Here is a 25,223-nt window from a genome sequence, read left to right as displayed (position 1 = left end):
AAAGTTATTAACCATGGAGATTAAACAGCGAAAGTCTTTACACGATTTAATAGACCCAGATTGGGCAGACGCTCTTGAACCAGTAGAACCACAAGTTCACAAAATGGGAGACTTTTTAAGAGATGAACTATCTAACGGGAGGCGATTCCTGCCAGAAAGTCACAATATTCTCAGAGCTTTTACAATACCTTTTAAAGAAATAAAGGTTCTTATTGTTGGTCAAGACCCATATCCTACTCCAGGTCATCCTGTAGGACTTAGTTTCTGCGTTGCTCCAAACGTTAAACCATTACCTAAAAGTCTTATTAATATTTATAAAGAATTAGTTAGTGATTTAAATGTACCAATGCCAAAGAATGGTGACTTAACACCGTGGACTCAAAAAGGCGTTATGCTACTAAACAGGTGCCTTAGCGTTGAAGTAGGTAGACCTAATAGTCATCAGGGAAAGGGCTGGGAAGAAATTACCGATGCAGCTATTACCGCATTGAATAACCGTGTAGATAATAACGGCAAGCATATTCCTCTGGTTGCAATTTTGTGGGGAAGAAATGCTCAAAGTCTTGCTCCTCTTCTTACAAACGCAATCATTATTCAATCCCCTCACCCAAGTCCTCTTTCTGCCTCTAGAGGATTCTTTGGTTCTCGTCCATTTTCAAGAGCAAACCAGGCTTTAATATCGTTAGGATCAACACCAATAGATTGGACTCTCCCTAGCGAATAGTAAAGATTATTTAAAGTAGTAAAATCATCTAAAGTAGTAAACATCAGTTAGAATGAAACGCATGGCATTATTCCCTCCACAACCAAGCAAACAAAACGATAACGCTAATACTGGCGTATTTAATCTTCCTCCACAACCACGTGCAGTTACACCTAACAATACAATGGTCAGCAATACAATAGCTAATCAAATTGTTGACTCTATAAATCAACCAGTATCTGCTGGTGTTTCTAATGAAGATATTAAACGAGCTCAACAGATCGCTGATATTCTTCGTTCTAGGTTTGCACAAACACTTGTTGGACAGGATTCTCTCAGAGAATCACTTATTTTAACTCTTGCTGCTGGAGGACATATTCTTATTGAGTCCGTTCCTGGATTGGCTAAAACCACAGCGGCTCAGACTCTTGCTACAGCAATGTCTGGAAGTTTCAAAAGAGTGCAATGCACTCCTGATTTAATGCCAGCAGATTTGGTTGGAACACAAGTTTTTGACTTCGCTTCTCAAAGATTCACAACACAAATTGGACCTATTCACGCTAACGTAATTCTTCTAGATGAAATTAATCGTTCTAACGCAAAAACACAATCCGCTATGCTTGAAGCAATGGCAGAAGGCGCCACAACTATTGGTGGAGAACGCATTAATCTTCCTCAGCCTTTTATGGTTATCGCTACACAAAACCCTATTGAAGAAGAAGGAACTTTTAATCTTCCAGAAGCACAAATGGATCGCTTTATGATTAAAGCAATTATGTCGTATCCTTCCTTCAAGGAAGAAGTTAGTATGCTGAAGCTTTTAACCAATAGAGGTAGTGACGTTTTCAATCCAGAATCTTTAAATAATCAAAAGATTAGCCTTCAGGATGTCACTTTCTTAAGATCGGCAACTCGCAGAGTACATGTTTCGGAAGCAGTTATGAAGTATGCAGTAGATATTGTTGCAACTTCTAGAGGAGAAGGTAGTCACCCTCTTAAAACTATTTCTTCTCTAGTTAGAATGGGCGCAAGCCCTAGAGCTTCTATCGCGTTAATCCGTATCGGTCAAGCACAGGCTTTGCTTTCTGGAAGAGATTACGTAATACCGGAAGACGTTAAAAAGTTTGCTCATGATGTTCTTAGACACAGGATTCTTCTTACTTTTGAAGCTTTAGCTGATTCTATTACAAGTGATCAGATTATTGACGCAATAGTGAAAACGGTTCCTGCACCATGATCTTTGCAAATCCGTTTTTTACAAGAATGTTAAAATCTTTTACAAAATCTGATTTTGTGGTACAAGATACTAAAAGAAGCTTATTAGTTTCAAATTCTGCTAAAAAGATTAGGCGAAAGATTGAAGAATTAGATAATCGTCTGAATTTACCTGTAGCCAAAAAATCGTTGGGCGTTTTTGAAGGAGAGCATCCGTCCAATCATAACTTTGGAAATGGTGATTTAGTTGACATTCACTCATGGCAGCCTGGTGATGAAGCTAGAATGATGAACTGGAAAGCTAGCGCTAGACTTGGCGAGCCAATGGTTTCTTCTAGAGAAAGAAACTGTTCTTCTAAGACTTGGATTCTTGTAGATTCTAGCGCAAACATGAATGCTTCATGTTCTTGTAATGGACTTAACGAGTATTTGTACGAGGCAGCTTCTAATTCAGCGTGTTTCTTTGCATCTTTAAGTATAAAACGTAACGATTCATTAAACTGCGTTTTATTTGACGGTAACGATATTATAAAGATTCCTTCATCTAGGAATCTTCCTGATTTTGAACGTAATTTGGATAAAAATATATATAAAACACGTAAAAAACTTAGAGATACAAATACGATCATAAATTTTGCTAATTCAATTAATCAATCACGCGGATTAATAGTAATTATCACGGATGAATATGCAATTTCGTCAAAACATTTTGATGATTTGCAAAAAATTTCAAGACTACACTCATTGATCGTGGTAACAATATGTCCAATTAATCCATTTAATTCATATAAAGTCACGCCAATAATTGACGGTACAACAATGCGAGAAATTCCAGCATTCTTAAAAGATGATTCTTGCGCTAAAGAAGTTAATACACATAGAGCTTTTGTCAATAACGCATTGCACGAAATTCTAAATAACACGGGATCATCGCTTATACGCGGTTCTTCTAGTGAACAAATATTCCATTCTTCGACGAAATTTATATCGAAAGCTACCTTACAGAGTATGTTTTCTGGCGCTAAAAGAAATAAAGATTTACGCTTGAGTTAGTGGGGTAAGTCGATGAGTATTCTTGATGTTAATAAAATTCTAAACGATGATTCAATGCTATTCGCATTTATTGGCTTAAGTCTAATAATCGCATGCGCTGCTTTCGTAGTTCTATATGCTGCAATTTATAAAATAAACACTAAAGTGGATTCTAAGCAAAAAGTTAAAAATGCTGCTCATACATTGAATGCCAATAAGCAAGAATGGCGTAAAAAGATTGATTTAGTGGTAAGCCAATATCATGAAAATAAAATTGAGAAAGATCAGGCTTTTGCAAAATTAGCGCAAATAGCTAGACAATATGTTTCCATAATGAGTGGCGAAAATATTAAATCGCATACACTTGGAGAAATCAGTTCACTTAGAAAATCTTGGAAAAACACTCATGGAGCAGATCTTTTAAGACAAACAATCGCAGCATTATATCCTCCTGAATTTGCAGATAGCACATATAATAATCAAGCTAAAAATACAGATGTGGATCAAGGTGCAAGATGGGTTCTTATTCTGCTAGAAAGTTGGAAAACAAAGGAGAATAAAAGATGACATTCTCCACATTATCATTCTCAACATTATGTAACTGCCAAATATATAACTATTCAACACTAGTTTCATCTATTTTCTCTATGCGACTTAAATGGCCAATAGTCCTATTTTTTGGTGTTTTAGCAAGCGTAATAATTCTTATAACTGTATTAGTGATTAGCGAGGTTAAACGACACAGCTTAAAGAATCATTCGTACAATTCAAGAAACATTTTAGAATCAAGCTTTTTGAGAACATTTACTTTAGACGAGGATTTGCAAGGAAGTTTATGTGCTAGAAAATGGAGACTATGGAATATTCTTCGCAAATTCTCTTTTATAATGCTTATCCTAGCTCTTATATGCACTACAATTCTCAGCTCTAGACCTTCAAGAGTTTTAAACGCAAACGAACAATCAAGCTCCAGAGATATTGTTCTATGCTTGGATGTTTCTGGATCTACTCTGCCGTATGATTTGGAAGTTATTAACGCTTATTTGAAATTTGTTGAGCATTTTCAAGGCGAGCGCATTGGTTTGAGTATTTTTAATTCAACTTCTAGAACTGTTTTTCCTCTTACAGACGATTATTCACTTGTTAAAAAACAGTTGCAATACGCCTCTAAGCTGTTGGATGGAGTTCAAACACAAGACAAAATCGACAATATGCAACAAAAGCAGTATCAGCAGATTTCCACGTGGCTTGATGGTACGCAAAACCGAAAAGAAGCAACATCGTTAATTGGCGACGGTCTTGTTAGTTGCGCTGCAATGATTCCTGGAGTTGTATATGGTTCTTCTAGCAACTCCCAAAAACCTCATAATCGTCTTAATCGTAGTGCATCTATTGTTTTAGCTACAGATAATGTTGTTTCTGGAAAACCAGTTTACTCTCTTAAGCAAGCTTTAGATTTAACAAAGCGAGCTAATATTCAAGTCGATGGATTGTATTCTGGATCTACTCAAAGCGAAAATGAGAACACTACTAATCAGATGCGTGAACTTATTGAAAAAAATGGTGGCATTTTCTTAACTCAGCATAATTCTGATTCTGTTTTAGCTTTGGTACGTAAAATTGAACAGCAACACACAATTATGCAAAAGGACTCTACACAATCAGCGTTAAGCGATGATCCTAGTATTGTAACAATATTTGCGGTTATTTTTGTAACTCTCTGGCTTATTTCAGCGAGAAGGATAAAACGATGAAAATATCTTTTAGTTGGATTTCGCTAGTTGCTATTGCGATTCTTGGCATTTTGGCATTATACGAAATTTTCCCAATTAATCGCAAAAACCTTAGTTCGGACGAGACAATTTATATGAGGGTTAGAAGAGTGTTAATATGCGTTCTTCTAGCTATTTGTGCATTATGCCCTTGTGTTATGAAAAGCACTTTGCAACGCTCTCTTAATGCTACAAATGTTATATTTGTTTTAGATGTTACTGGCTCTATGAATGTTAATGATTCTAAGGATTTAAACAACAACACAACCACTAGGTTTAATTCTGCAAAACAAATAATAAAACAAATTACAAATAATTACATAAACGCAAGTTTTACTGCTATTAGGTTTGGAGCGTCTTCTAGTGTTGATGTTCCACTTACGCCAGATTCTAATGCAATTGAAAATTGGGTTGATACTATCAACACTGAACCTGTTGGAGTTTCAAATGGAACTAGTTTGGATGCTCCACTAGATAAAACTCTTCTTGAAGCTAAGGCAATTCATGACGCTCATCCGCAAGACGTTACAGTTTTATATTTAATAAGCGATGGAGAAGAAACAACTTCTAGAAAGCGTAGAACATTCTCATCTCTACGCGGATACGTGAATCATGCTTATGTTATTGGCGTAGGTTCTAAAAATGGCGGAAAAATCCCAAATACCACCACTAAGCTAAATGATTTAGATGATATAAATTCTACAGATTCTTCTACAAAACAATCTGGTAAATGGATTATTGACCCATCTACTGGAAAACCTGGAATATCTAAGATGGATCCGCAGAATCTTAAGAATATAGCTGATGAGGTTAGTGGAAAATATGTTGACTCTAGCAAAAATCACTCTATTGGATTAGAAGCAAAAAATATTCTTTCTAAACAATGGAGACAGAACAATACTGTTAAGCCGAGACTTAGACCTGAGCCAATCGTTTGGCCTTTTGCTATTCTTGCAAGCATATTGATTCTTTGGGAATTATCATGCTGGATTACAAAATCAAGGAAGCTTATATGATTAGCAGAATCACACCTAAGTCACTCCTAAGATTTTCTCTTGTTACTTTATCTTCTATTGTTATAGCCTTATGCGCTATATCAGCTTATTTGTCTATTACTAATCTTAAAGCAGAATCAACGTATAATTCTGCCACAAAATCACTAATAAATAACATAAAAGCGTCAAAAAAAGTTGATGCAGATAGAGAAATATTGCTCGTATCTCAAAAACAGGTTGATGATCAATTTAGCGAAGCAAAATCGCCATACACTATTCTTTTACCTCACATAAAAAATAGTATTGAACACAACGCACTAATATCTAAAAGACTTACTAGATTCTTACAAAAACAAATTGATGAAGATAAAAAGAATACTGATTCTAGTACTCAATCCAACTATAATGACCGAAACCAAAAAAATAATTTGCAGGACAAATCTGGGAATTCTAGTTTAAGCGATTCTCAAAAAAAGAAGGTCGAAGACTTATTAAAACAAAACAATCAAAAAGATCAAGACCAGAATCAAATAAACCAATCCGAAAAAGATTACAGCAATAATGATTCAAATAGTAAGTCCGGAAAAACAAAGTCTTCTAAACAAGAAGATTCAAGTAACAAGCCGTGGTAAAGGTAATAAAAAATATCTAATATAATATAAACCCTTATATTTCAATATTTTGGAACCTTTAACCACATTAAAAGATTTTTCGTGACTATTTAAAAAATATTGTGTGTAATACTTTGTATGCATACATTTAATAATTATTACTGGCTGATAGCAAGAACAGAACAATGTTCTAACAGCGTGCTTGGAGAAGCACATTCAAATACTCTTAAAGATTGGCATGGAAAAGCCGCAAACGCGTTCAATGAAGAAATGTTTAATGTTGCCAAAAAAGCATGCGAAATTAGCTCTATTAACTCAAAAATCAACTTATGGAGGTGAATTTAATGCCTTGGAGAGTTAAATCAACAATAACAGGTGGGAAAACCATTAGCGTAGCTGATGCTAGCGAATACAAAACAAAATCCGCAAAATTACAAGAACTATCCAACGATTTCCACTCGTTAAGCACAAGCTGGATGCAAGTTGCGATGCAGATTGAAAACCAAAAATCGTCTGTTTTCTCTGAAAATAACAAAAATTTTAACGGATATTTTAATGACGATTCTTTACAACCTATATTGGATCCTGCAGAATGCAGAATAAAATCAAGCCAATGTGAATCGTTATCAAATAAACTTGATGAATTATCTTCTCTAATAATCAGAGCAAACAATCTATATTCTAATGCAGAATATAAAAATAGAGAAAACTTAGATAATCTTGTATCGATTGGTACAAGTATCTTTCCTGTTACAGCAATACCATTCTTTGCAAGCGTAGGATTTAGCATACTTTTAGATATGACTCAAAAAAGCGGTATGAAAAACTTTTCTAAATGGAGTCATGAAACTGCACCAATTCAACAAGGCTTTATTAGAGGATTTTCTAAACATATTCTAATAAACCCTGTAACGGGAATTCCTGTGCATTTTATTTCTAGTATTCAAGAAAGAAATTCAAATAAGCATTCAAACGATCCAATTTCTAAGCTTGCAAGTGCATTAAGCTTGTTTAGCGCAAAAATCAACTATGCAAAACAAGGGAATAATCTTAAAGTAACAAAAATTAGATTACCTCACAGAGAATATTCAAAAATATTGCATTATAGAGGAAGTAATATTAGTCAAGCTCTTGGAAATCTAACAGATCTTTCAAATGGAAACCTTGGCGTAAAACCGCCTAAAATAAACGCAGATGCAGCAACAATAGCAATACAACGCTTTAAGAAAAAAGACGGTAGCATATCTTGGCTTGTTACAATACCTGGAACAGATGGCAAACCAAAATCTCCTTTTGGATGGCCACAAAACGCAGAAGTTATGAGTAGTTCTAAAAACGTAAGACAAAATGCAGACAGCACAAGAATGGTTATAGAAGCCATGAGGAAAAGCGGAATTAAAGCAAAAGACTCAGTTATTCTTGTTGGGCATTCACAAGGAGGAATTGTAGCTGCAAGCATAGCTAGCGATTACTCAAAACAATACAACATAAAACACGTCGTAACTGCTGGATCTCCAATAGCAAACCATCCAATACCAAATAAAACTTGGGTCACAAGCATAGAAATGGAAGACGAACTAGTTCCTACATTAGATGGCGCATCTAATCCAAATAGAAATAATTGGGTTACAATACATGGAACTGCAAAGAAAAGCGCTATTGCCCACAATGCCACAATAGCCCCTGAAACAGCTCATAATGCAATATACAATTCACTTGTTGCAAATAGAATAAAATCACAAAACAAAAATAAAGAAAATAATAAGAAAAACAATAAACAATACAGAACTAAAAGTTATAAAAATGAAAAACTTTTTGAAAAAGATGGAATCTTAGTAAAAAATGTACCAGAAGAAGGAACACTCACGCATGATTTGAATTATCATAAAGCAGCTTATGAAGATGCCCATCAACTTGGATCTAAAGAAATACGAATGCAAGAAGAGCATTTTAGAAAAACACTAGGTGACGAATTAGAAGAAACAACACTATGGCAAGGAATTATGAGCCATTAACTATGAGCCATTAACTAATAACCACCCAAAACACCTAGTAGTTTCATGCCATGCTGTAACCTTTAAAGTATGAAGCTTACTGATATTTGCCCTGCTATTGCTTTGACTCCGCTAGACGGAAGATACCACAATCAAACTGTTGATCTTGTAGAATTTCTAAGCGAACCAGCCTTAAACCGCGAGCGCATGCGCGTAGAGGTTGAATGGATGATACTTTTAGCAAACGGATACAAGGGAAATGGATTCAAAACCATTGTAGACGGCGTAAATCCTTTAACAGATGAAGAATGCGATTATTTGCGTGCAATTCCAGAAAATTTTGGAGCAGAAGGAATAAAACGCCATGCAGCTCACGAAGCTATAACACATCACGACGTTAAAGCTGTTGAATACTACATTGACGACGAGTTAGACAAAGCAGAGCAAGTATTAGGGCATAAAACCCAGCTTAGCAATCTTAAAACATTAGTTCATTTCGCATGCACGAGTGAAGATATAAACAATCTTTCTATAGCTAGGTGTGTAAAAAATGCGGTTGAAAACGTATACACGCCAAATTTGAAAGCTATTGTTGATTACTTAACTCAAAAAGCACAAGAGTATAGAGATATGCCAATGCTATCGCTCACTCACGGTCAGCCTGCCACTCCTACAACTTTAGGTAAAGAGCTTGCCGTGTTTGTTTACAGGCTAAATCGACAGCTAAAACACCTTAGCTGCCAAGAATATCTTGGAAAAATAAACGGTGCTACTGGAACTTTTGGCGCTCACCTTGCAGCTTTCCCTAATGTCGATTGGCTTAGCGTTTCTAAAGAATTTGTAGAAAATAGAATGGGTCTTTGCTTCAATCCTCTTACAACGCAAATCGAAAGTCACGATTGGCAAGCAGAGCTTTACAGCACAGTAAGTCATATTAACCATATTCTTCACAATCTTGCTGTAGACGTGTGGATGTACATTTCTCGCGGAGTTTTTGTACAAGTTCCAGTTAAAGGAGCTACAGGATCTTCCACAATGCCTCACAAAGTGAATCCTATTCGATTTGAAAACGCGGAAGCAAATCTTGAGATTTCTTGCGCACTTTTCGACACTCTTTGCGCAACTCTTACCGAAAGCCGTTGGCAGCGAGACTTAACGGATTCAACTACTCAACGAAACGTTGGATCCGCATTTGGCTACGCTCTTCTTGCTTTAAACAATCTTCTTGGAGGCTTAAAGTCGATTCATCCAAACACGCAAATGATGAGTGAAGAGCTTAACAGCAACTGGGAAGTTCTTGGAGAGCCAATCCAAACTGCTATGAGAGCTCAAGAAATTGCTGGCGTAGAAGGAATGGAACGCCCATATGAGCAAGTTAAAGAATTAATGCGCGGACATAGTATTTCTAGGCAAGATGTTGAAAAGTTTATATCTTCTAGAAACTTTGATACAGAAACAGCAAATAGGTTAAAAGCTCTTACACCAGAATCTTATACTGGTATTGCATCTAGGCTAGTTGATTTTATTCGATAAATTTTATTTAATAAATAAACGGTGTGATTATGCAATCGCAAGTAGAAGAAAATTTGGTTATTAATGACACGAGGCCTAAATTAGTTCGTAATTGGGCCGACTTGATTTACGCGATTATATCTCTTGCATTAGGAACTGCGGTTGTACTGTTTACAATGTGTTTTTCTGGCACAACCGCAGGCGTAGAACACGATGCAAAAAACGCTGGAAAAATTATTGTGTGGATTGTAACTGGATTACCATCTTCTCTTTTCCAGCAAGCAATTACAATCGCCATCGTAGCTAGCGTAGTAATTTCTATGATCAATGCAAGGCGTTGGATTGACACAACGATATCTACACTAACCTTGCTATTAACATATCCGCTAGTATGGTATATTTCTTATCTTCTCACTGCTTTAAATAATGCTCCACTATTTACATCATTTAATTCGATTTCCAGCAGTCACGGTACTGAATTATTGCCAGACATATACGCTGTAATAGTTGCTTTTTTAACCGTTAGTGGTCCTAGACGAGATAGTAAAGTCGTAAGAATATCTTGGAAAGCATTAATAATTGCTTCACCTATACTAATAGTCACATCGTGGCATTCACTAACAGGAGTTTTAACATCTTGGTGTATTGGTCGCGCCATAGGTACAATAATCAGATTTATTAAAGGCACTCGCAGCAAAGGTGCTTGGGGAAAAGATATAGTTGACGCATTAGAAAATATTGGAATTACTCATCTTGTTCAATTAAACAGACGTACACTAACTACAGACCATAATGGTGTTCTGAAATCTAGCCTTGATGACGATCTGATTGAAAATTCAAGGCTATACGATGCGATTGATATTCATGGAACAAGATACGTAATTTCGGTTCTAGATAATCAGGTTCACTTGCCAGGATATCTAAATCAGCTATGGCAATGGATTAAGCTAATAGATATACCAGTTAGACGAGATCGTTCTGCAAGGCACTCCATACATCATCATCTTTCAATGCTTCTCGTTCTTAGAAGCTTGCACTTAGCTACAGCAAACGTTTATGGAGTAACAGATTGTGGAAAATCTTCAATAATGGTATTCCACACCGATAATGTACTTGTGCCATGCAATTTAAACACACTTACAATTAAAGATGCGGAAAGACTTATGCGCTACCTCGATATTGCAAACAATCGAGGAATAACACATAGAAGAATAAGCCCAGAAACACTTGCAAGACTAGAAGATGGAACTCCAGTTATTGCAGGATGGCAAAATGGCGATGTGGCTAGTGACGACACCAATATTGCTTTAGACAAAGTACAACTTTTATCAATAATCGCAACATGCATTGATACAAGTAGCGCTATAGAAGCTGCTATGAATACTTGGGGCGCAGATAAACTAGCGCAAATAATGCCTTTTATGCAAAAAGCTGCCATTCCTTCATCAACTAGAGCATTAACGTCTTGGAATAAGAAATTATTTGAAGAACTTAAAACTAAGCTAGGTGAAAAGGTATGCGAGCACACAGATGACGAAGATTATGATACAGTGCGATTAGCTCGTTTTAATATTAGATTCTTCGTTACGCTGATTCTTATTGTTGCAGCTCTGGCTGCTATTGCAACACAGTGGCATCCTCAAGAAATTGTATCTGCTCTTAAACGCGCGGATACATTAATGGTTCTATTATGCTTTGCGTTCAGCTTGCTAGCTTGGGTAGGTTCTGCGATTACAGTTGGATCTTTTATGGACGATTCACGCCCTTCTGCTGGCGTCCTGTTTACATCACAAGCTGCTTCTGGGTTTACAGCTGTTTCCATGCCAGCTGGCGTAGGACCAGCCTTTGTGAACATGCAAATTATAAAAAAGAATGGGTATTCGGCTGCTCAAGCCACAGCCATTACAAGTGCAGTTTGGCTTTTACAAGCACTTGTTACAGCTTTAGTTATGTTCTGCGTAGGCATTTTTACTGGTAAAAATGTGCTTTCTGGAATGATTCCTACACACATGCTCATAACAGTAATAGGAATAGTAACGCTAATCATATGCACTTTTATGATTATTACACCTATTCGAAAATTTATACGTAAAAGATATCTTCCTATTCTTTCAGATTATGGTAAACAGATTAAAGAGCTAATAAGTAGCCCTAAACAGCTCATTAAAGGCACTGTAGGCGGTCTTATTCTTGTTTTTGCAACAGGACTGGGATATTGGGTAGCTCTTCTTGCTTTCGGCTACTATGCAAACCCTTGGGAAACAGTGCTACTGTTCCTAGTTGCCAATACTGCTGGTTCCGCTGTTCCTACACCAGGTGGATTGGGAGCTGTTGAAGCTTCACTTACTTTTGCTTTTACCTCAGTTGGAATTCATCCAACTATCGCATTATCTGCTACCCTACTTTACAGACTCATGTTCTACTGGCTAAGAATACCAATAGGCGCTTTTGCTATGAAAAGTCTTAGTAACCGCGGATTAGTTTAGACCATGTAACATATGCTTAAAAAGCTAGACAGCTTAGTATGGTCTACTTAAAATCTTGAAAACAAACTCTCTTATTTATATAAGATTATTTAGTTGATAATAGTATAAATAATCCTATATAAGGCATTTCTACGATTTTAAAGTATTTTATCAAGCAAAAAATCTAAAAAATCGTAAAAAAATCTCGGAAAAACGGCGAAAAACCGCGCATTTGTAGGGAAAATGTATTAATATCTATGAGTGAAAGTGGTCTTTGGAAGAGAAGGCCCCTAACACAAAGGATGCTTGTATGGCATACAACAAGTCTGATCTCGTTTCGAAGATCGCTCAGAAGTCCAACCTTACCAAGGCACAGGCCGAGGCCGCTGTCAACGCATTCCAGGATGTGTTCGTTGAGGCTTTGCAGTCTGGTGAAGGCTTGAAGCTCACTGGTCTGTTCTCCGCTGAGCGTGTAAAGCGCGCTGAGCGCACTGGCCGCAACCCACGCACTGGCGAAACCATTAAGATTCCTGCATCTTACGGTGTTAGAATCTCCGCTGGTTCTTTGCTCAAGAAGGCAGTTACTGAGTAGGTTTAAACGATAAGCGTAAGACTTACAAGCAAACGAGGAACGCTCCCAAAGTTGGATTTGTTCCTCGTTTTTTTATACCTAGTATGATTTAGATGCGTTAAACGGAAAACAGAATAAAAAAAAAACGCGGTGAAAATCACCGCGCCACCTGTGCGCCAGACAGGATTCGAACCTGCAACCTTCTGATCCGTAGTCAGATGCTCTAATCCGTTGGGCTACTGGCGCATGTTTCCGAAGCCTTAGGAAATCGTTCCCTTGTTTTCGGCAACTTGACTAATATACAACCATATTCACAAAAACACAACCCTTGGCGTGTCGCCAAGGGTTGCAGCTAAAACATAAAAATCTAAAAAGTAAAAACTACTTAAGACCTATGTTCAAGAACTTCATCTACCATACCGTATTCTTTAGCCTGAGGAGCCGTAAGAATCGTATCCACCTCAATATCTTTACGAATACGCTCAATATCCTGACCAGTATGCTTTGCAAGAGTGGATTCCAACCATTCACGCAAACGCAACATTTCCTTAGCCTGAAGCTCTATCTCAGTAGCCTTACCAAAATCCTGACCCATAGCAGGCTGATGAATAAGAACACGAGCATTTGGCAGAATCATACGCTTACCAGCAGCACCAGCTGCAAGCAAAATCGCAGCAGCCGAAGCAGCTTGCCCCAAACACACCGTCTGAACATCTGGCTTAATATACTGCATAGTGTCGTAAATTGCCGTCATAGCCGTCATAGAACCGCCTGGAGAGTTAATGTACATCATTACATCCCTGTTTGGATCCATGCTTTCTAGAACCAAGAGCTGAGCCATAATGTCATCAGCAGAAGTGTCATCAACTTGTACACCCATGAAAATAATACGATCTTCAAAAAGCTTAGTGTAAGGATCTTGAGTTTTCATACCATAAGGAGTCTGCTCGCCAAATTGAGGCAAAACATAACGATTCGTAAACACACCACTGGTCTGACCAAATCCACCCAAACGCTGGGCGCGTGCAACAAACTTTGCTTCTTCACTTGCCATATAAAATCACTCCTCCCCACGCATAGAAGCTGGAGTGGTGACAATCTTATCCACGAAACCATACTCCAAAGCCTGCTGCGCAGTAAACCAATGATCATACTCATTGTCACGGTAAATTTCTTCAACTGTATGGCCAGTCTGCTGTGCAGTAAGCTCAGAAAGGGTTTTCTTCATATCCATAATTAACTCAGCATTAATACGCACGTCAGTTGCAGTACCACCAACGCCTCCAGAAGGCTGATGCATAAGAACACGTGCATGAGATGTAATAAAACGCTTACCAGGAGTACCAGAACTCAGTAAGAACTGACCCATAGAAGCAGCCATTCCCACAGCAATAGTAGCCACATCTGGCTCAATAAGCTGCATAGTATCATAAATTGCCATTCCTGCCGTAATAGACCCTCCAGGCGAATTTATATAAAGCCAAATATCTTTTTTAGGATCTTGCGCAGCTAGCATAAGCATCTGTGCACAGATGATATTAGCATTTTCATCCTTGACTTCAGAACCAAGCCAAATAATACGATCCTTTAAAAGTTGATTAAAAATCGAATCCATTGGATTTTGTGGCTCCCCTTCTTGCATAATGGTAGAAGCCGTAAACAGCTCAGTCACCTTATCTCCTTACAAACATTTTGAATATATCTAGACTATCGTGTGCGCGTGACCGCAAAAAAATGCGAAATAAATCGCTCAACACAATTAGCTACGCAATTGGACACAATTGCAGCAAATAGCATAAGAAAAAGTAATGCAAACGGCGCATTTACTAATTCAGCAACTAAAAGCCACGCCATAATCGGAGCTTTTCTAGAAGACGCAAGTAAAGAAACAGCGCCAATAATAGATACAGAAATTGCAGAAACTTGCGAAATCTCAAAAACTTGCGAAAGCGCAGACATTGAAAAAATAGCGTATAAAATCACACCAAAGCAAGCACCCGTTGAAATACTAGGTTGCAAAACGCCTCCAGAAGCACCGTAGCGCAAAACAAGCACAGTCATAAGCATTTTAATTAGCGCAAGAAGCAACAAAATAGTCACAATATGCGAACTTTCTGCCAAATACGGAAAACTAGCTACAGAAAAAGCAAGCTGAGAAAGCGACCTACCATTCCCCATAATATGCGGAAACCAACAAGCCGCAACACCAATAACTAAGCCAGCTACAGGCATAAAACACAGCATTTGTACGCCACGCAAAGCATGAGAGCGACACCAAATAATGCCAGATCGAAAAACGTAACCAACTAAGCCGCACACCACACTAACAGCAACAGCTAAAACGCAAATTTGCCAAGAAATCACGCAAGAAAATTGCGGAATATTGTAGTAGCTAGAATGATGCAATAAAAATGCAGCAACAAACGTAGCAACATAATTCATAACAAGAGCAAAAGGCAAGCAATGCAAACGCTCCGAGCGCGCAATATTTTTAGCTGCATTATCTATTAGCGAGCCATTTTCGCGATTTAGCCACGCATAAAAACCAAAACCTTGAGTTTTACTAAGCAAACCTAAAGAAAGCACGGTGCCAGCTAAAGGCGCATGGTACACTGCAGCCAAGCCAGCGCCTGCAGCAGACGCAACAAGTATGCGCTGAGTTTTGGAAGACACATGAAAAATACTGCTGCAACGCTGAGCAATCATTGCAGCTAATTCTCTAGGAGCTACTTCCCTTCCGATTGAAATTCCAGAGCCAACAATGCCGATTTGTAGCAGAACATGTGCAATAGTAGAAAAAATTGGCATTCTACTGCCACTAACGGCTTGTGGAATAGTAACGATTCGAGGAGGATTTTCTCTTTTTCGCAAAAAATACCAAGCTAGTGCAGCAACAGTCATCGCAATTGTGCAAGACAACACGTAGCGATACCAAGGAAGAGCTGAAAATACAGTGTTTTTAGCAGATTCAATTGAGCCAAAGGCAATATATTGTACTGCATAAAGAATAAACGTAAGAATTGTTGCACCTAAGCCTATAAGAATGCCAAGAACAATAGAAGCTGCAACAAAACGCACTACTCGAATTGCAAAACTAAATAATTTGCAAGATTTGCCGAATTTGCCAAATCTGCAACAAGATTCATGCTTAGTTTTAGCACTATTATCCATAATGTCTCGCAATTCTTAAGATTTCCCTATAATAATCGTAATTATTTAATCAGATATAAGTAAGACCCAGCAGAGTTATGCTCTACTAGGTCTTAAATAACAAGATTATTAGAAGATTCTAATTTAGAAGACTCTAACTACTTTTCAGAGGTAAGCTCATCAGCTACTGCAGCAGCAGCGGAAGCAGCTTTAACGCTTTCATCTTCTGGCTCTTCATCTTCCGACAAGAAAGCACTCAAATCAAGAGCTTCTCCGCCAGCAACGAACTTTACAGCACGCATACCAGCAAGCAAGCCCTTAGAACGAGCAACTTCCTGAACAGCGGAACCAAGCTGACCATTGCGAACAATAGCGTTAATAAACTGGCTTGGATCCATACCATACTGCTGAGCAACAGAAACCAAGAAGTTGGTAACATCTGCTTGAGAAACAGAAACATCGAGGCTTTCTGCCAAAGCGTCGAGAACCATTTGGTCACGAAGCTCCTTTTCTGCAGCCTTCTCAGCTTCTTCCTTCTGCTCTTTAGTAGCCTTTTCAGGATCTGGAGTCATACCCTTAAGATGTTCAGCAACAGCCTTTTCTTTAACACCCTTTGGTACAGGAATCTCAACCTCTTCCTGAAGCTTAGCAATAAAGGCATCTCGAGCCATAGTAGCCTGACGACCCTCATTTGCCTGCTCGCAAGACTTACGAACATCAGCTTTAAGCTCTTCAAAAGTATCAAACTCAGAAGCTTCCTGAGCGAAGTCATCATTAAGCTCTGGCAATTCCTGAGTCTTAACAGAGTTAACCTTCACCTTAACCTGAGCTTTTTTACCCTGGTTCTTTCCAGCCTCAAGAGTGCCTTCAAAAGTGGTCTCTTCGCCAGCGGAAAGACCTTCCAAAGCCTCATCCAAACCATCAAGCATGGTGTTGGAACCAAGCTCATAGCTAACGCCATTCTGAGAATCAGCAACCTCATCGTCGATTCGAGCTTCCAAATCAATGTTAGCAAAATCACCCTTCTTAGCTGGGCGATCAACACCAACAAGAGTACCGAAGCGCTGACGCAAAGCCTCAAGACGAGCATTAACATCATCGTCTGTAACTTCTGGCTTTTCTACTTCGATTTCTACACCCTTGAACTTGTTCAGCTTAAACTCTGGACGACGCTCAACAGTTGCAACAAACTTAAGCTTAACCTCATCTTTAGCGGATTCTGGAACTTCCTGAACATCAAATTCTGGCTGATCCATTGGGCGAATCTTCTTTTCTTCCAAAGCCTTAGAATAAAGCTCTGGAACAGCAGAATTTACAGCTTCACCGGCAACAGCTCCGAAGCCAACTCGCTGATCGACAATCTTGCCTGGTACATGTCCCTTACGGAAACCTGGCACGTTGATTTGCTTTGCAATCTCTTTACGAGCCCCATCCAAGAATGGCTCAAAATCTTCGAGATCTGCGGTAATGGTGAGCTTAACCTTAGTTGGCTCAAGATTCCTGACGCTGATTTTCACGCTTCATGCTCCTGAAATTACGTTTTCTAGCTTCTGCCATACGGCACAACCGTTACATAATAGCGCGAGTTACGGACTCAGCGATTAAATCACTTTGCCACATTCTTGCGCCTTGCTCATCTAAGAACTCTTTAACATTAATATGCTCAACATCATCCTGCCAGCAAAGATTACGTATAATTTGCGGCTTAATAATAACTTCCGAAGGAGTGTGAGTATCTTCAGAAATCTTAATTAAAGATCGCTTGACATTTTGCAAACGCTCATATCTTTTGGGATGATGCTCACGCCAATACTTCATAGAACGTGGAGCCGCTTGCGACTCTTGAACATCTTGCGATTCTTGAGCATCTTGCACATTTTTTGCAATTAAACTTGATTCGTTTGAACAACCACAGTCATCTTCATCATTAGAAGATTGCGCATAGTCAATAATTGCAACTTCCCCACTTTTAGCGCGACTAATCGCGTCTTCTATAACAGCTTTCCACACATTTGGCTTGATTTTGCGCTGAATCGGAGCATAGCGTTCAAACATCTTGTCTTGCTCGCTGCCTGTGTGAATCCTAACACGTTCGTTAAGAATGCGAATTGAGCGAAACTCCCTAGAATTACTTGGCTTTCGCTTGCCTGCCTCAATAATCGCAGCATCCGAAAGCAATAGAGTTGGCGCAATATCGTATTGACGAGCAAGCTCATCTCGCTTTTGCCAAAGCTCTTTTGCAATCATTAATCCGATTTTATCGTGCATAAGAACGCTTATATGAGATATTCTAAGCCAAGGATTTGGGTGAGGAGCCTTCTTTTGCGCACCTTTACTTAATAAGTGTGCAAACTCTTGATTTGCCCATAAAAGCTTGCCTTGCTTTTTTAACTCGCCGCTCATTACTTCTTCTAATTCGATTAGCAATTCAACGTCTAAAGCAGCGTAATTTCGCCAATCTCTAGGAAGAGGTCTATATGACCAATCCGCTGCAGAATGTTCTTTTGCAAGAGTCAACCCCAAATAATATTCAGTTACAGAGCTTAATCCAAATCGCTTTCTACCAAGCAATTTAGCTGCGATCTCGGTATCAAATAAGGCGCGCGGGCGCAAACCAATATCGAAAAATCCTGGCAAATCTTGCATAGAATCGTGAATAATCCAAGGCGCATCCCCTACTGCCTCATTAAATTCATGCCAATCAACGCCAAGTTTTCCTAAAGCTATTGGGTCCAGCAATCCAATTCCTGCACCTTTGCGTTTAAACTGAATCAGCCAATCTTCGTGACCATATCTAAAACCAGATGCGCGCTCTGCGTCTGCAGCCAAAGGCCCCGACCCTGCTGCCAACAAATTACAATATTCTTTATATGCTTCAAGCGTATCAATGACTTCTGGAACTCCTTCTCTAGGCTCTTTTAAGAGCTTTGGTTCCTTATTCAAGAACGCCTCCCGATTCCACGCTTTAGCCAAATTCTTACGCTTTTTGCATCTTACTTTGTAATTTTTTGCAAAATATCCGTAAAAAATATTTAAGCCGTGTTATAGATTATGCATCTTTTAACACGGCTTCAACTTTCGCACACAACTACGACTAATCAAAATAAGTAATAAATTAAATAATCATTTAAATAATCAATCTGTTTTATTGTTTGATTCTTATTGAGTTATGCGCTTAACAAGCCTAGTTTTAAGGAATCTAGTAAGAGTAAATGCGACTGCCGAAACTAAAACTGTTGGAATAACGTAGCCAACATGTAAACCTAAATCCGAGAACTTGGATATTGGGAAAGTAACAAGTTCTATAACAAAAGTTATCGCAATAGATATTATTGGCACTTCAATAAGAAGTTTCTCATCAAACGATGCAACAATGTTTATTGGCAACAAAATTATTGGCAAAATAACGAAAACAGTAAGCGCTGTGGCAAAACCAAACTGATCGTTACACCGCACAAAAATAGCTAACGCTAATGTAAAAGCTAATGCAATCCAACAACCTATTCTGCGCTTCATTGCGTATCCTTTCTCTAAAAAAGGTTATTTGTATAATTATACAAAATCCTTTAAAAAAAAAACAATACAATACGCAAAAATTGTCTAAATTACAGTTACATTTTTGATGCAATCTAAACGCAGTCTAGTACACAACAAAACCGTGGTCTTTGAACTGGTTTACAACTCGCTCTTTAAGCGCCCTAGAAGGTCCTTTTTGATTCTCAAGAGGGTATGGAATCCTAAGCTCATGCCACTTTGGGCGGCCTAGTTGATGGAATCCAAGCACGTCAATATGCTCAACAGCATCACCAAATGAATCGCAAATCTCAGCAACTTTTTCAACATTTTCTTCGCTGTCTGTAAGACCTGGAACGAGCACAAAACGCACCCAAATCTTCTTACCAGCCTTCGCCAATCGCTGACCAAAGTCAATAGTTGGCTGAAGCAAGCCGCCAGTTACTTTTTTATACGTTTCTTCAATACCAGATTTAACATCTAGCAAGCAAAGATCAATGTCGTCAATCATTTCGTCCGTATAATTGCGATTCAAAAAGCCCGAAGTATCTAAGCAAGTATGCACACCCATCTCTTTTGCTGCACGAAACACTCTAGATACAAAAGCTGGTTGCATCATGGATTCTCCGCCAGAAAAAGTTATTCCGCCGCCTGTTGCCTTAAAAAGACTTTGATAACGGTCTACTTTTTTAATCATTGCATCTAAGTAGACTGGCTTGCCGTCGCGCATTTTCCAAGTATCTGGATTTTGGCAATATTGGCAGCGAAGTGGGCAGCCACTCATAAACACTGTCATGCGAGTGCCAGGGCCATCAACAGAAGTATTAATATCCCAAGAATGCACAAATCCAATATCGCCAGTTTTAAGAGCAACTAAGCGGTCTTTTCTGTCTAATCCAATTGGAGATTCAAAACCAGAAAGACCACCCATTAAAGTTTGTCGGGCATACTCTTTTGACTCCTTTAACATGTGCTGAGTCGTGGTACGAAATGCTGTGTTTTCAACCATCTATATGCCCTCCTATAACCGTCTTTGGTTTAATTTATTCGATTTTAAAAACTACGTTTATTTTAAAAGCCGCCAGGAGCAAAACCTACTCACTCCCGGCGGCATTCGCAATCAATCAGAATCAGTCAGTAACTGAACCCTGGTGGAATGTACGAGAAATAACGTCGAGCTGCTGTTCCTTAGTGAGCTTTACGAAGTTCACTGCGTAGCCAGAAACGCGAACCGTAAGGTGTGGGTACTTTTCTGGGTGCTCAACAGCGTCTTCAAGCTGTTCCTTGCGCAAAACGTTGATGTTTGCGTGGTACAAGCCGTGACCGTTGCCAGCGTCCAAAATACCAACCAAATTCGTTATACGCTCGTCTTCATCTCTTCCCAAACCATCTGGCGTAATGGTGTTGGTCAAAGAAATGCCATCAAGAGCATCGTCATAGTCAATCTTGCCAACGGAGAACATGGATGGAAGCATACCGTGAGAATCCATACCATTTTCTGGGTTTGCGCCTGGAGCGTAAGGAGTACCCTTCTTGTGACCAGATGGGAAGGAACCAGTGTTCTTGCCGTATTCAACGTTAGAAGTAATAGTCAAGATAGACTGAGTTGGAACAGCATTACGGTACACAGGCAAACGCTTTACCTGACCCATAACAGTGCTTACAACCCACTTTGCCAAGTCATCAGCACGATCGTCATCGTTACCGTAGATTGGGAACTCGCCAACCGTCTTGTAGCCAACGATTAAGTCGTCGTCTGCGCCTTCGATGTACTCATACTCATGACCTTCAGTGGTCTTAGCATCCTTGTTGTAGATTGGGTAAACCTTTGCATACTTCAAAGCAGCCAAGGAATCTGCAGCAATAGACAAGCCAGACATACCGCAGCCAAGTGTACGATAGACTTCCCTATCGTGCAAAGCCATCTCAATGGACTCGTACGCGTACTTATCATGCATGTAGTGGATGATGTTCAAAGCCTCAATGTAGGTTTCGGAAAGCCATTCCAAAGCCTTCTCGTAATTGGCCTTAACCTTCTCGTAGTCAAGAGTTCCGTCGGCTTCTGGCTTGATTGGGTCAATAACACCCTTATCAATAACCTGCATGCCAGTCATTTCATCGCGACCACCGTTAATCGCGTAGAGCAAAGCCTTTGCGGAGTTAACGCGTGCAGCGAAGAACTGCATTTGCTTACCAACGCGCATTGGGGAAACGCAGCAAGCAATAGCAGCGTCATCGCCCCAGTGCTCACGAATATCTTTATCGGACTCGTACTGAATTGCAGAAGTGTCGATAGAGATTTGTGCGCAGAAACGCTTGTAGGCTTCTGGAAGCTTTGGATCCCAGAAAATAGTGATGTTTGGCTCAGGACCTGGCCCAAGATGCTCAAGAGTCAAAGTGTTGAGCAAACGGAACGAAGTCTTAGTAACAAATGTGCGACCATCATCGCTGAAGCCAGCATCGGACCAAGTTGCCCAATATGGATCTCCAGAGAAGATTGCGTCGTAATCCTTAGTACGCAAGAAGCGAACAATACGAAGCTTCATAACCAAAGCATCAATGATTTCCTGAGCGTCGGTTTCGTTGATTAATCCAGCCTTCAAATCACGCTCAAAGTAGCAATCAAAGAATGCAGAAACACGACCGAAGCTCATTGCAGCGCCATCCTGGCTCTTAACAGAAGCAAGATAGCCCATGTAAGTCCACTGAACAGCTTCCTTAGCAGTTTGAGCTGGGCGGCTCAAATCCAAGCCGTACTCGTTGCCCAAGTTAATAAGCTGCTTCAAAGCCTTGATTTGCTCATCATGCTCTTCGCGGAAGCGAATCCAATGCTCAATCTCGGTCTCAGTAAAGTCGTTGCGGTATGGAATCGAATCCTTATCGCGCTTCTTGAACTCAATAAGCATGTTTACGCCGTAAAGAGCCACGCGACGATAATCACCGATAATACGACCACGACCATAAGCGTCTGGCAAACCAGTCAAAATCTTATTGTGGCGAGCAATCTTAATATTCTTGGTGTAAACACCAAACACGCCATCGTTATGAGTCTTGCGATAAACGGTGAAAATCTTCTTAATTTCTGGATCTACTTCCTTGCCGGCTTCCTTAATAGCCTGCTCAACCATTCGCCAACCACCGTTTGGCATCATAGCGCGCTTGCAAGGTTCGTCAGTTTGCAAACCGACGATTACGTTATCTACTTCTGGGCTTTCAATGTAGCCTGCTGGCATTGCGTCAATGCCTGCTGGAATATGGGTTTCAACGTCGTATACGCGGCGCTCACGCTCAACTGCCAAGTAATTGTCATCGAGATACTTCCACATATGCTTCGTTTTCTCGGTAGCATTCGCCAAGAAGGATTCGTCGCCTTCGTATGGGGTGTAGTTCTCTAAAATAAAGTCGCGTACGTCAATATCTTTTTCCCAATTGCCGCTTGTAAATCCATCCCACGCTTTTGCACGAAGATCCTCTTCGGTGAGAACGGATGCATCCACTGATGCCATATTTGACTCCTTTCGTATCCACGACGCTTCTTCACGCCGTCTTCTCTACTATGTTAAAGCAATGTTTAAACAGTACACGTCGATTTTTTACTATTTTAAAGTGAGTTACCTCACATTTTATGCTTTTATGTATTCAATTTAGTAAAAAACGCTAGTTTGAATACTCAAACTAGCGCATATGCAATATGTAGTTAATCAACGGATGCTTGCGACTTTTCCCAAGACGTATCCAAGATTTCGTCTACTCTCTAAACGCGGTTGTTACTGGAATTCGCCTATCTCTTCCAAACGCAATCGCACTAACTTTTGGCCCTAACGGATACTGCCTACGCTTCCATTCTGCGCGGTCTACAAGCCTAATAACTGTATTAACTGTGCGCTCATCAAAACCATCTGCAAGCAAATCTGCGCGACCATGAGCAAGCTCAATATGAGCTTCCAACACTTTATCTAGCAAATCGTATTCTGGCAAAGAATCAGAATCCTTTTGCCCTGGTCTTAGCTCTGCGCTTGGAGGCTTAATAATCGAGTTTACAGGTATAAGAATGCCATCTTTTGGAGCATTGTCTTTAGGAAAATCTTCTCTTCCTGCAATAGGTAACATTCCAAGACCTACTCCATTTTGAGCAGCACGATTTCGCCATCTAGAAAGCGCCCAAACGCGAGTCTTAAACAAATCTTTAATAGGAGCATACCCTCCTACTGCATCTCCATAAATCGTAGAATAACCGCATGCAAGCTCCGACTTATTACCAGTAGCTAGAGCCAGCAAACCTTTTGAATTAGAGTACGCCATAACAATCACGCCTCTAACTCGCGCTTGCAAATTTTCTGCAGCAACACCTTGTAAATCAAGCTGATTTTGGAATGACTTAAAAAGTGGCTCAATAGGCTGAATATCGTAATGTGCTCCAAGTCGCTTAGCTAAATCGCAAGCATCGTCTTTAGAACCAAGCGAAGAATACATGCTTGGCATTGAGATTCCCCAAACGTTTTGCCCTCCGCAAGCATCTGCCGCCATAGTTGCAACTAGAGCCGAGTCAATTCCGCCAGAAAGTCCTAAGCAAACGCCCTTAAATCCGTTTTTGCGCATGTAATCTCTAAGTCCCAATACACATGCACAATAAACTTCTTCGTCTGGGTCTAATTTTTGAGCAATCGTTGAGCATTTTTGTGCATCTAAATCTGTATTAAAATCAACAAAACTTAAGTCTTGATCAAACATTTTAGAACGCTCGATCAGGGATCCATCTGCGTTTACTACAAAACTGCCGCCATCAAAAACAAGATCATCTTGAGCACCAACTTGATTTACGTAAACAAGAGGAGCATTAACCTCTTTTGCACGCTTTTGCGCCAGCTTTAAGCGAATATCCGTTTTGCCTTCTTCGTACGGAGAACCGTTGATTGTTACTAAAACATCAATCCCCTCTTTAGAAAGACGCGCAACTGGACCGCCATCTTGCCAAATGTCTTCGCAAATCGCAAATCCTAATTTTGCGCCTTTAACGTTTAGAATTCCGCAATCATCTCCAGAAGAGAAAATTCTAAATTCGTCAAAAACGCCATAATTTGGTAAGAAATGCTTGTCGTAAACAAGTGCCACTTTGCCGTTGTTAATAACAAGCAAGCGATTCCTTGGCTTACCTAACTCGTTATCTACACCAACTGTTCCAACAACAACGTATAAATCACCTAATCCGCTATCTTTTAAGATTTTTGCAAGACTATAAGCAGCGTCGCCAGCTGCTTTTCTAAATGTTGCACGCAAAGCAAGGTCTTCGATTGGATACCCTGTTAGTGTCATTTCTGGAAACACAACAATATCGGCGTCTCCCTTACTTGCGTCTTTGCAAAATCGCAATATTTCATCCGTATTTTTGCTTATGTTTCCAACGCAAGTGTCAATTTGAGCTAAAGCTAAACGCAAAGAAGTCATGTTTTTATTATAATCCATGTTGCATAAGCCGCATTTTATAAAGTCATACTGCAATAAAAGCATCCACTAAACAGAAAAATCGCAAAACGCCAATCATAAAAAACAAGCGAAAAACAAAAAATTAATCGCAAGTATAAAAAATTAATTGTCACATATCTGCCTGATTTCATTAGTATTGCTAACTCGTCATAAATTATACAAATAGAAAATAGGTAGCGAAGAAGATACAAAATCGCATATATTGA

General features: G+C 39.4%; 21 protein-coding genes and 1 tRNA gene. 12 read left to right on the top strand and 10 right to left on the bottom strand.

The annotated features are described in order from the left end of the window. Nucleotides 1-13 precede the first annotated feature (13 nt). The 12 genes from HXT60_RS02275 to HXT60_RS02220 all read left to right on the top strand — a co-directional run bounded on the left by HXT60_RS02275 (nt 14) and on the right by HXT60_RS02220 (nt 12,891). On the top strand, nt 14-724 hold the full coding sequence (locus HXT60_RS02275) for a uracil-DNA glycosylase (RefSeq protein WP_004118032.1): 711 nt from the start codon (nt 14-16) through the stop codon (nt 722-724). A gap of 61 nt (nt 725-785) precedes the next feature. After that, nucleotides 786-1,940, top strand: coding sequence for an AAA family ATPase (locus HXT60_RS02270; protein ID WP_421791297.1), 1,155 nt, complete (start codon nt 786-788; stop codon nt 1,938-1,940). Continuing rightward, nucleotides 1,937-2,971, top strand: a complete 1,035-nt coding sequence (locus HXT60_RS02265) for a DUF58 domain-containing protein (RefSeq protein ID WP_016812951.1) — start codon at nt 1,937-1,939, stop codon at nt 2,969-2,971. The genes HXT60_RS02270 and HXT60_RS02265 overlap by 4 nt, the downstream gene beginning before the upstream one ends. A 12-nt stretch (nt 2,972-2,983) precedes the next feature. Continuing rightward, nucleotides 2,984-3,517 carry a hypothetical protein gene (locus HXT60_RS02260; protein ID WP_415686200.1) on the top strand — a complete coding sequence of 178 codons (534 nt, stop codon included), beginning with the start codon at nt 2,984-2,986 and terminating at the stop codon, nt 3,515-3,517. Beyond that, nucleotides 3,514-4,704 (top strand): vWA domain-containing protein, encoded by a 1,191-nt coding sequence (locus HXT60_RS02255; RefSeq protein ID WP_019261540.1) that lies wholly within the window; start codon nt 3,514-3,516, stop codon nt 4,702-4,704. Before HXT60_RS02260 ends, HXT60_RS02255 begins: the two co-directional genes overlap by 4 nt. After that, nucleotides 4,701-5,738 carry a vWA domain-containing protein gene (locus HXT60_RS02250; RefSeq protein ID WP_004118050.1) on the top strand — a complete coding sequence of 346 codons (1,038 nt, stop codon included), beginning with the start codon at nt 4,701-4,703 and terminating at the stop codon, nt 5,736-5,738. Before HXT60_RS02255 ends, HXT60_RS02250 begins: the two co-directional genes overlap by 4 nt. Beyond that, complete coding sequence (locus HXT60_RS02245) at nt 5,735-6,349, top strand: DUF6466 family protein (protein WP_014554651.1); 615 nt, start codon at nt 5,735-5,737, stop codon at nt 6,347-6,349. Before HXT60_RS02250 ends, HXT60_RS02245 begins: the two co-directional genes overlap by 4 nt. Nucleotides 6,350-6,466: 117 nt before the next feature. After that, nucleotides 6,467-6,667, top strand: coding sequence for a hypothetical protein (locus tag HXT60_RS02240; protein WP_004118052.1), 201 nt, complete (start codon nt 6,467-6,469; stop codon nt 6,665-6,667). Nucleotides 6,668-6,672: 5 nt separating this feature from the next. Further along, nucleotides 6,673-8,343, top strand: coding sequence for an alpha/beta hydrolase (locus HXT60_RS02235; RefSeq protein ID WP_421791411.1), 1,671 nt, complete (start codon nt 6,673-6,675; stop codon nt 8,341-8,343). Nucleotides 8,344-8,412: 69 nt separating this feature from the next. Continuing rightward, a complete protein-coding gene (gene purB, locus HXT60_RS02230) occupies nt 8,413-9,855 on the top strand; it encodes an adenylosuccinate lyase (RefSeq protein WP_004121686.1) in 1,443 nt (480 codons plus the stop codon). A 29-nt stretch (nt 9,856-9,884) separates the two neighbouring features. After that, nucleotides 9,885-12,320 carry a lysylphosphatidylglycerol synthase transmembrane domain-containing protein gene (locus HXT60_RS02225; RefSeq protein ID WP_016812941.1) on the top strand — a complete coding sequence of 812 codons (2,436 nt, stop codon included), beginning with the start codon at nt 9,885-9,887 and terminating at the stop codon, nt 12,318-12,320. A 289-nt stretch (nt 12,321-12,609) separates the two neighbouring features. After that, nucleotides 12,610-12,891: an HU family DNA-binding protein gene (locus HXT60_RS02220; RefSeq protein ID WP_004112617.1), complete on the top strand. Its 282-nt coding sequence runs from the start codon at nt 12,610-12,612 to the stop codon at nt 12,889-12,891. 151 nt (nt 12,892-13,042) lie between these two features. On the opposite strand, the gene HXT60_RS02215 is transcribed toward HXT60_RS02220, so the two are convergent. From HXT60_RS02215 to HXT60_RS02170, 10 genes are all read right to left on the bottom strand, one after another. After that, nucleotides 13,043-13,116 (bottom strand) — tRNA-Arg (locus HXT60_RS02215). Between the two features lie 139 nt (nt 13,117-13,255). Continuing rightward, a complete protein-coding gene (locus tag HXT60_RS02210) occupies nt 13,256-13,924 on the bottom strand; it encodes an ATP-dependent Clp protease proteolytic subunit (protein ID WP_004121692.1) in 669 nt (222 codons plus the stop codon). Nucleotides 13,925-13,930: 6 nt separating this feature from the next. Beyond that, nucleotides 13,931-14,542 carry an ATP-dependent Clp protease proteolytic subunit gene (locus tag HXT60_RS02205; protein WP_421791292.1) on the bottom strand — a complete coding sequence of 204 codons (612 nt, stop codon included), beginning with the start codon at nt 14,540-14,542 and terminating at the stop codon, nt 13,931-13,933. Nucleotides 14,543-14,577: 35 nt separating this feature from the next. Next, nucleotides 14,578-16,041: a chloride channel protein gene (locus HXT60_RS02200; RefSeq protein WP_421791290.1), complete on the bottom strand. Its 1,464-nt coding sequence runs from the start codon at nt 16,039-16,041 to the stop codon at nt 14,578-14,580. A gap of 137 nt (nt 16,042-16,178) precedes the next feature. Then, entirely contained in the window at nt 16,179-17,537 is a 1,359-nt protein-coding gene (tig, locus tag HXT60_RS02195; protein ID WP_019261534.1) for a trigger factor, read from the bottom strand. A gap of 52 nt (nt 17,538-17,589) precedes the next feature. Continuing rightward, a complete protein-coding gene (locus tag HXT60_RS02190; RefSeq protein WP_421791288.1) occupies nt 17,590-18,963 on the bottom strand; it encodes an HRDC domain-containing protein in 1,374 nt (457 codons plus the stop codon). 216 nt (nt 18,964-19,179) lie between these two features. Next, complete coding sequence (locus HXT60_RS02185; protein ID WP_116438350.1) at nt 19,180-19,536, bottom strand: hypothetical protein; 357 nt, start codon at nt 19,534-19,536, stop codon at nt 19,180-19,182. Between the two features lie 124 nt (nt 19,537-19,660). Continuing rightward, on the bottom strand, nt 19,661-20,542 hold the full coding sequence (gene pflA, locus HXT60_RS02180) for a pyruvate formate-lyase-activating protein (RefSeq protein WP_004112608.1): 882 nt from the start codon (nt 20,540-20,542) through the stop codon (nt 19,661-19,663). 121 nt (nt 20,543-20,663) lie between these two features. Then, nucleotides 20,664-23,039: a formate C-acetyltransferase gene (gene pflB, locus HXT60_RS02175; protein ID WP_421791285.1), complete on the bottom strand. Its 2,376-nt coding sequence runs from the start codon at nt 23,037-23,039 to the stop codon at nt 20,664-20,666. A 241-nt stretch (nt 23,040-23,280) separates the two neighbouring features. Continuing rightward, nucleotides 23,281-24,978: an NAD+ synthase gene (locus HXT60_RS02170; RefSeq protein WP_421791283.1), complete on the bottom strand. Its 1,698-nt coding sequence runs from the start codon at nt 24,976-24,978 to the stop codon at nt 23,281-23,283. Between the last annotated feature and the right edge of the window lie 245 nt (nt 24,979-25,223).

Source organism: Gardnerella sp. KA01002, from assembly GCF_049244015.1.
In the GTDB taxonomy this organism is placed as follows: domain Bacteria; phylum Actinomycetota; class Actinomycetes; order Actinomycetales; family Bifidobacteriaceae; genus Bifidobacterium; species Bifidobacterium vaginale.
This window is presented reverse-complemented; position numbering and strand designations above follow the sequence as displayed.

What these genes read in the sequence shown, in the direction of transcription:
- HXT60_RS02275 (WP_004118032.1), top strand. Translation starts at nt 14, where the DNA reads ATGGAGATTAAACAGCGAAAGTCTTTACACGATTTAATAGACCCAGAT.
- pflA (WP_004112608.1), bottom strand. Translation starts at nt 20,542, where the DNA reads ATGGTTGAAAACACAGCATTTCGTACCACGACTCAGCACATGTTAAAG.
- HXT60_RS02260 (WP_415686200.1), top strand. Translation starts at nt 2,984, where the DNA reads ATGAGTATTCTTGATGTTAATAAAATTCTAAACGATGATTCAATGCTA.
- HXT60_RS02200 (WP_421791290.1), bottom strand. Translation starts at nt 16,041, where the DNA reads ATGGATAATAGTGCTAAAACTAAGCATGAATCTTGTTGCAGATTTGGC.
- HXT60_RS02170 (WP_421791283.1), bottom strand. Translation starts at nt 24,978, where the DNA reads ATGACTTCTTTGCGTTTAGCTTTAGCTCAAATTGACACTTGCGTTGGA.
- HXT60_RS02185 (WP_116438350.1), bottom strand. Translation starts at nt 19,536, where the DNA reads ATGAAGCGCAGAATAGGTTGTTGGATTGCATTAGCTTTTACATTAGCG.
- HXT60_RS02225 (WP_016812941.1), top strand. Translation starts at nt 9,885, where the DNA reads ATGCAATCGCAAGTAGAAGAAAATTTGGTTATTAATGACACGAGGCCT.
- HXT60_RS02220 (WP_004112617.1), top strand. Translation starts at nt 12,610, where the DNA reads ATGGCATACAACAAGTCTGATCTCGTTTCGAAGATCGCTCAGAAGTCC.
- purB (WP_004121686.1), top strand. Translation starts at nt 8,413, where the DNA reads ATGAAGCTTACTGATATTTGCCCTGCTATTGCTTTGACTCCGCTAGAC.
- HXT60_RS02250 (WP_004118050.1), top strand. Translation starts at nt 4,701, where the DNA reads ATGAAAATATCTTTTAGTTGGATTTCGCTAGTTGCTATTGCGATTCTT.
- HXT60_RS02270 (WP_421791297.1), top strand. Translation starts at nt 786, where the DNA reads ATGGCATTATTCCCTCCACAACCAAGCAAACAAAACGATAACGCTAAT.
- HXT60_RS02240 (WP_004118052.1), top strand. Translation starts at nt 6,467, where the DNA reads ATGCATACATTTAATAATTATTACTGGCTGATAGCAAGAACAGAACAA.
- HXT60_RS02255 (WP_019261540.1), top strand. Translation starts at nt 3,514, where the DNA reads ATGACATTCTCCACATTATCATTCTCAACATTATGTAACTGCCAAATA.
- HXT60_RS02210 (WP_004121692.1), bottom strand. Translation starts at nt 13,924, where the DNA reads ATGGCAAGTGAAGAAGCAAAGTTTGTTGCACGCGCCCAGCGTTTGGGT.
- HXT60_RS02235 (WP_421791411.1), top strand. Translation starts at nt 6,673, where the DNA reads ATGCCTTGGAGAGTTAAATCAACAATAACAGGTGGGAAAACCATTAGC.
- pflB (WP_421791285.1), bottom strand. Translation starts at nt 23,039, where the DNA reads ATGGCATCAGTGGATGCATCCGTTCTCACCGAAGAGGATCTTCGTGCA.
- HXT60_RS02265 (WP_016812951.1), top strand. Translation starts at nt 1,937, where the DNA reads ATGATCTTTGCAAATCCGTTTTTTACAAGAATGTTAAAATCTTTTACA.
- HXT60_RS02245 (WP_014554651.1), top strand. Translation starts at nt 5,735, where the DNA reads ATGATTAGCAGAATCACACCTAAGTCACTCCTAAGATTTTCTCTTGTT.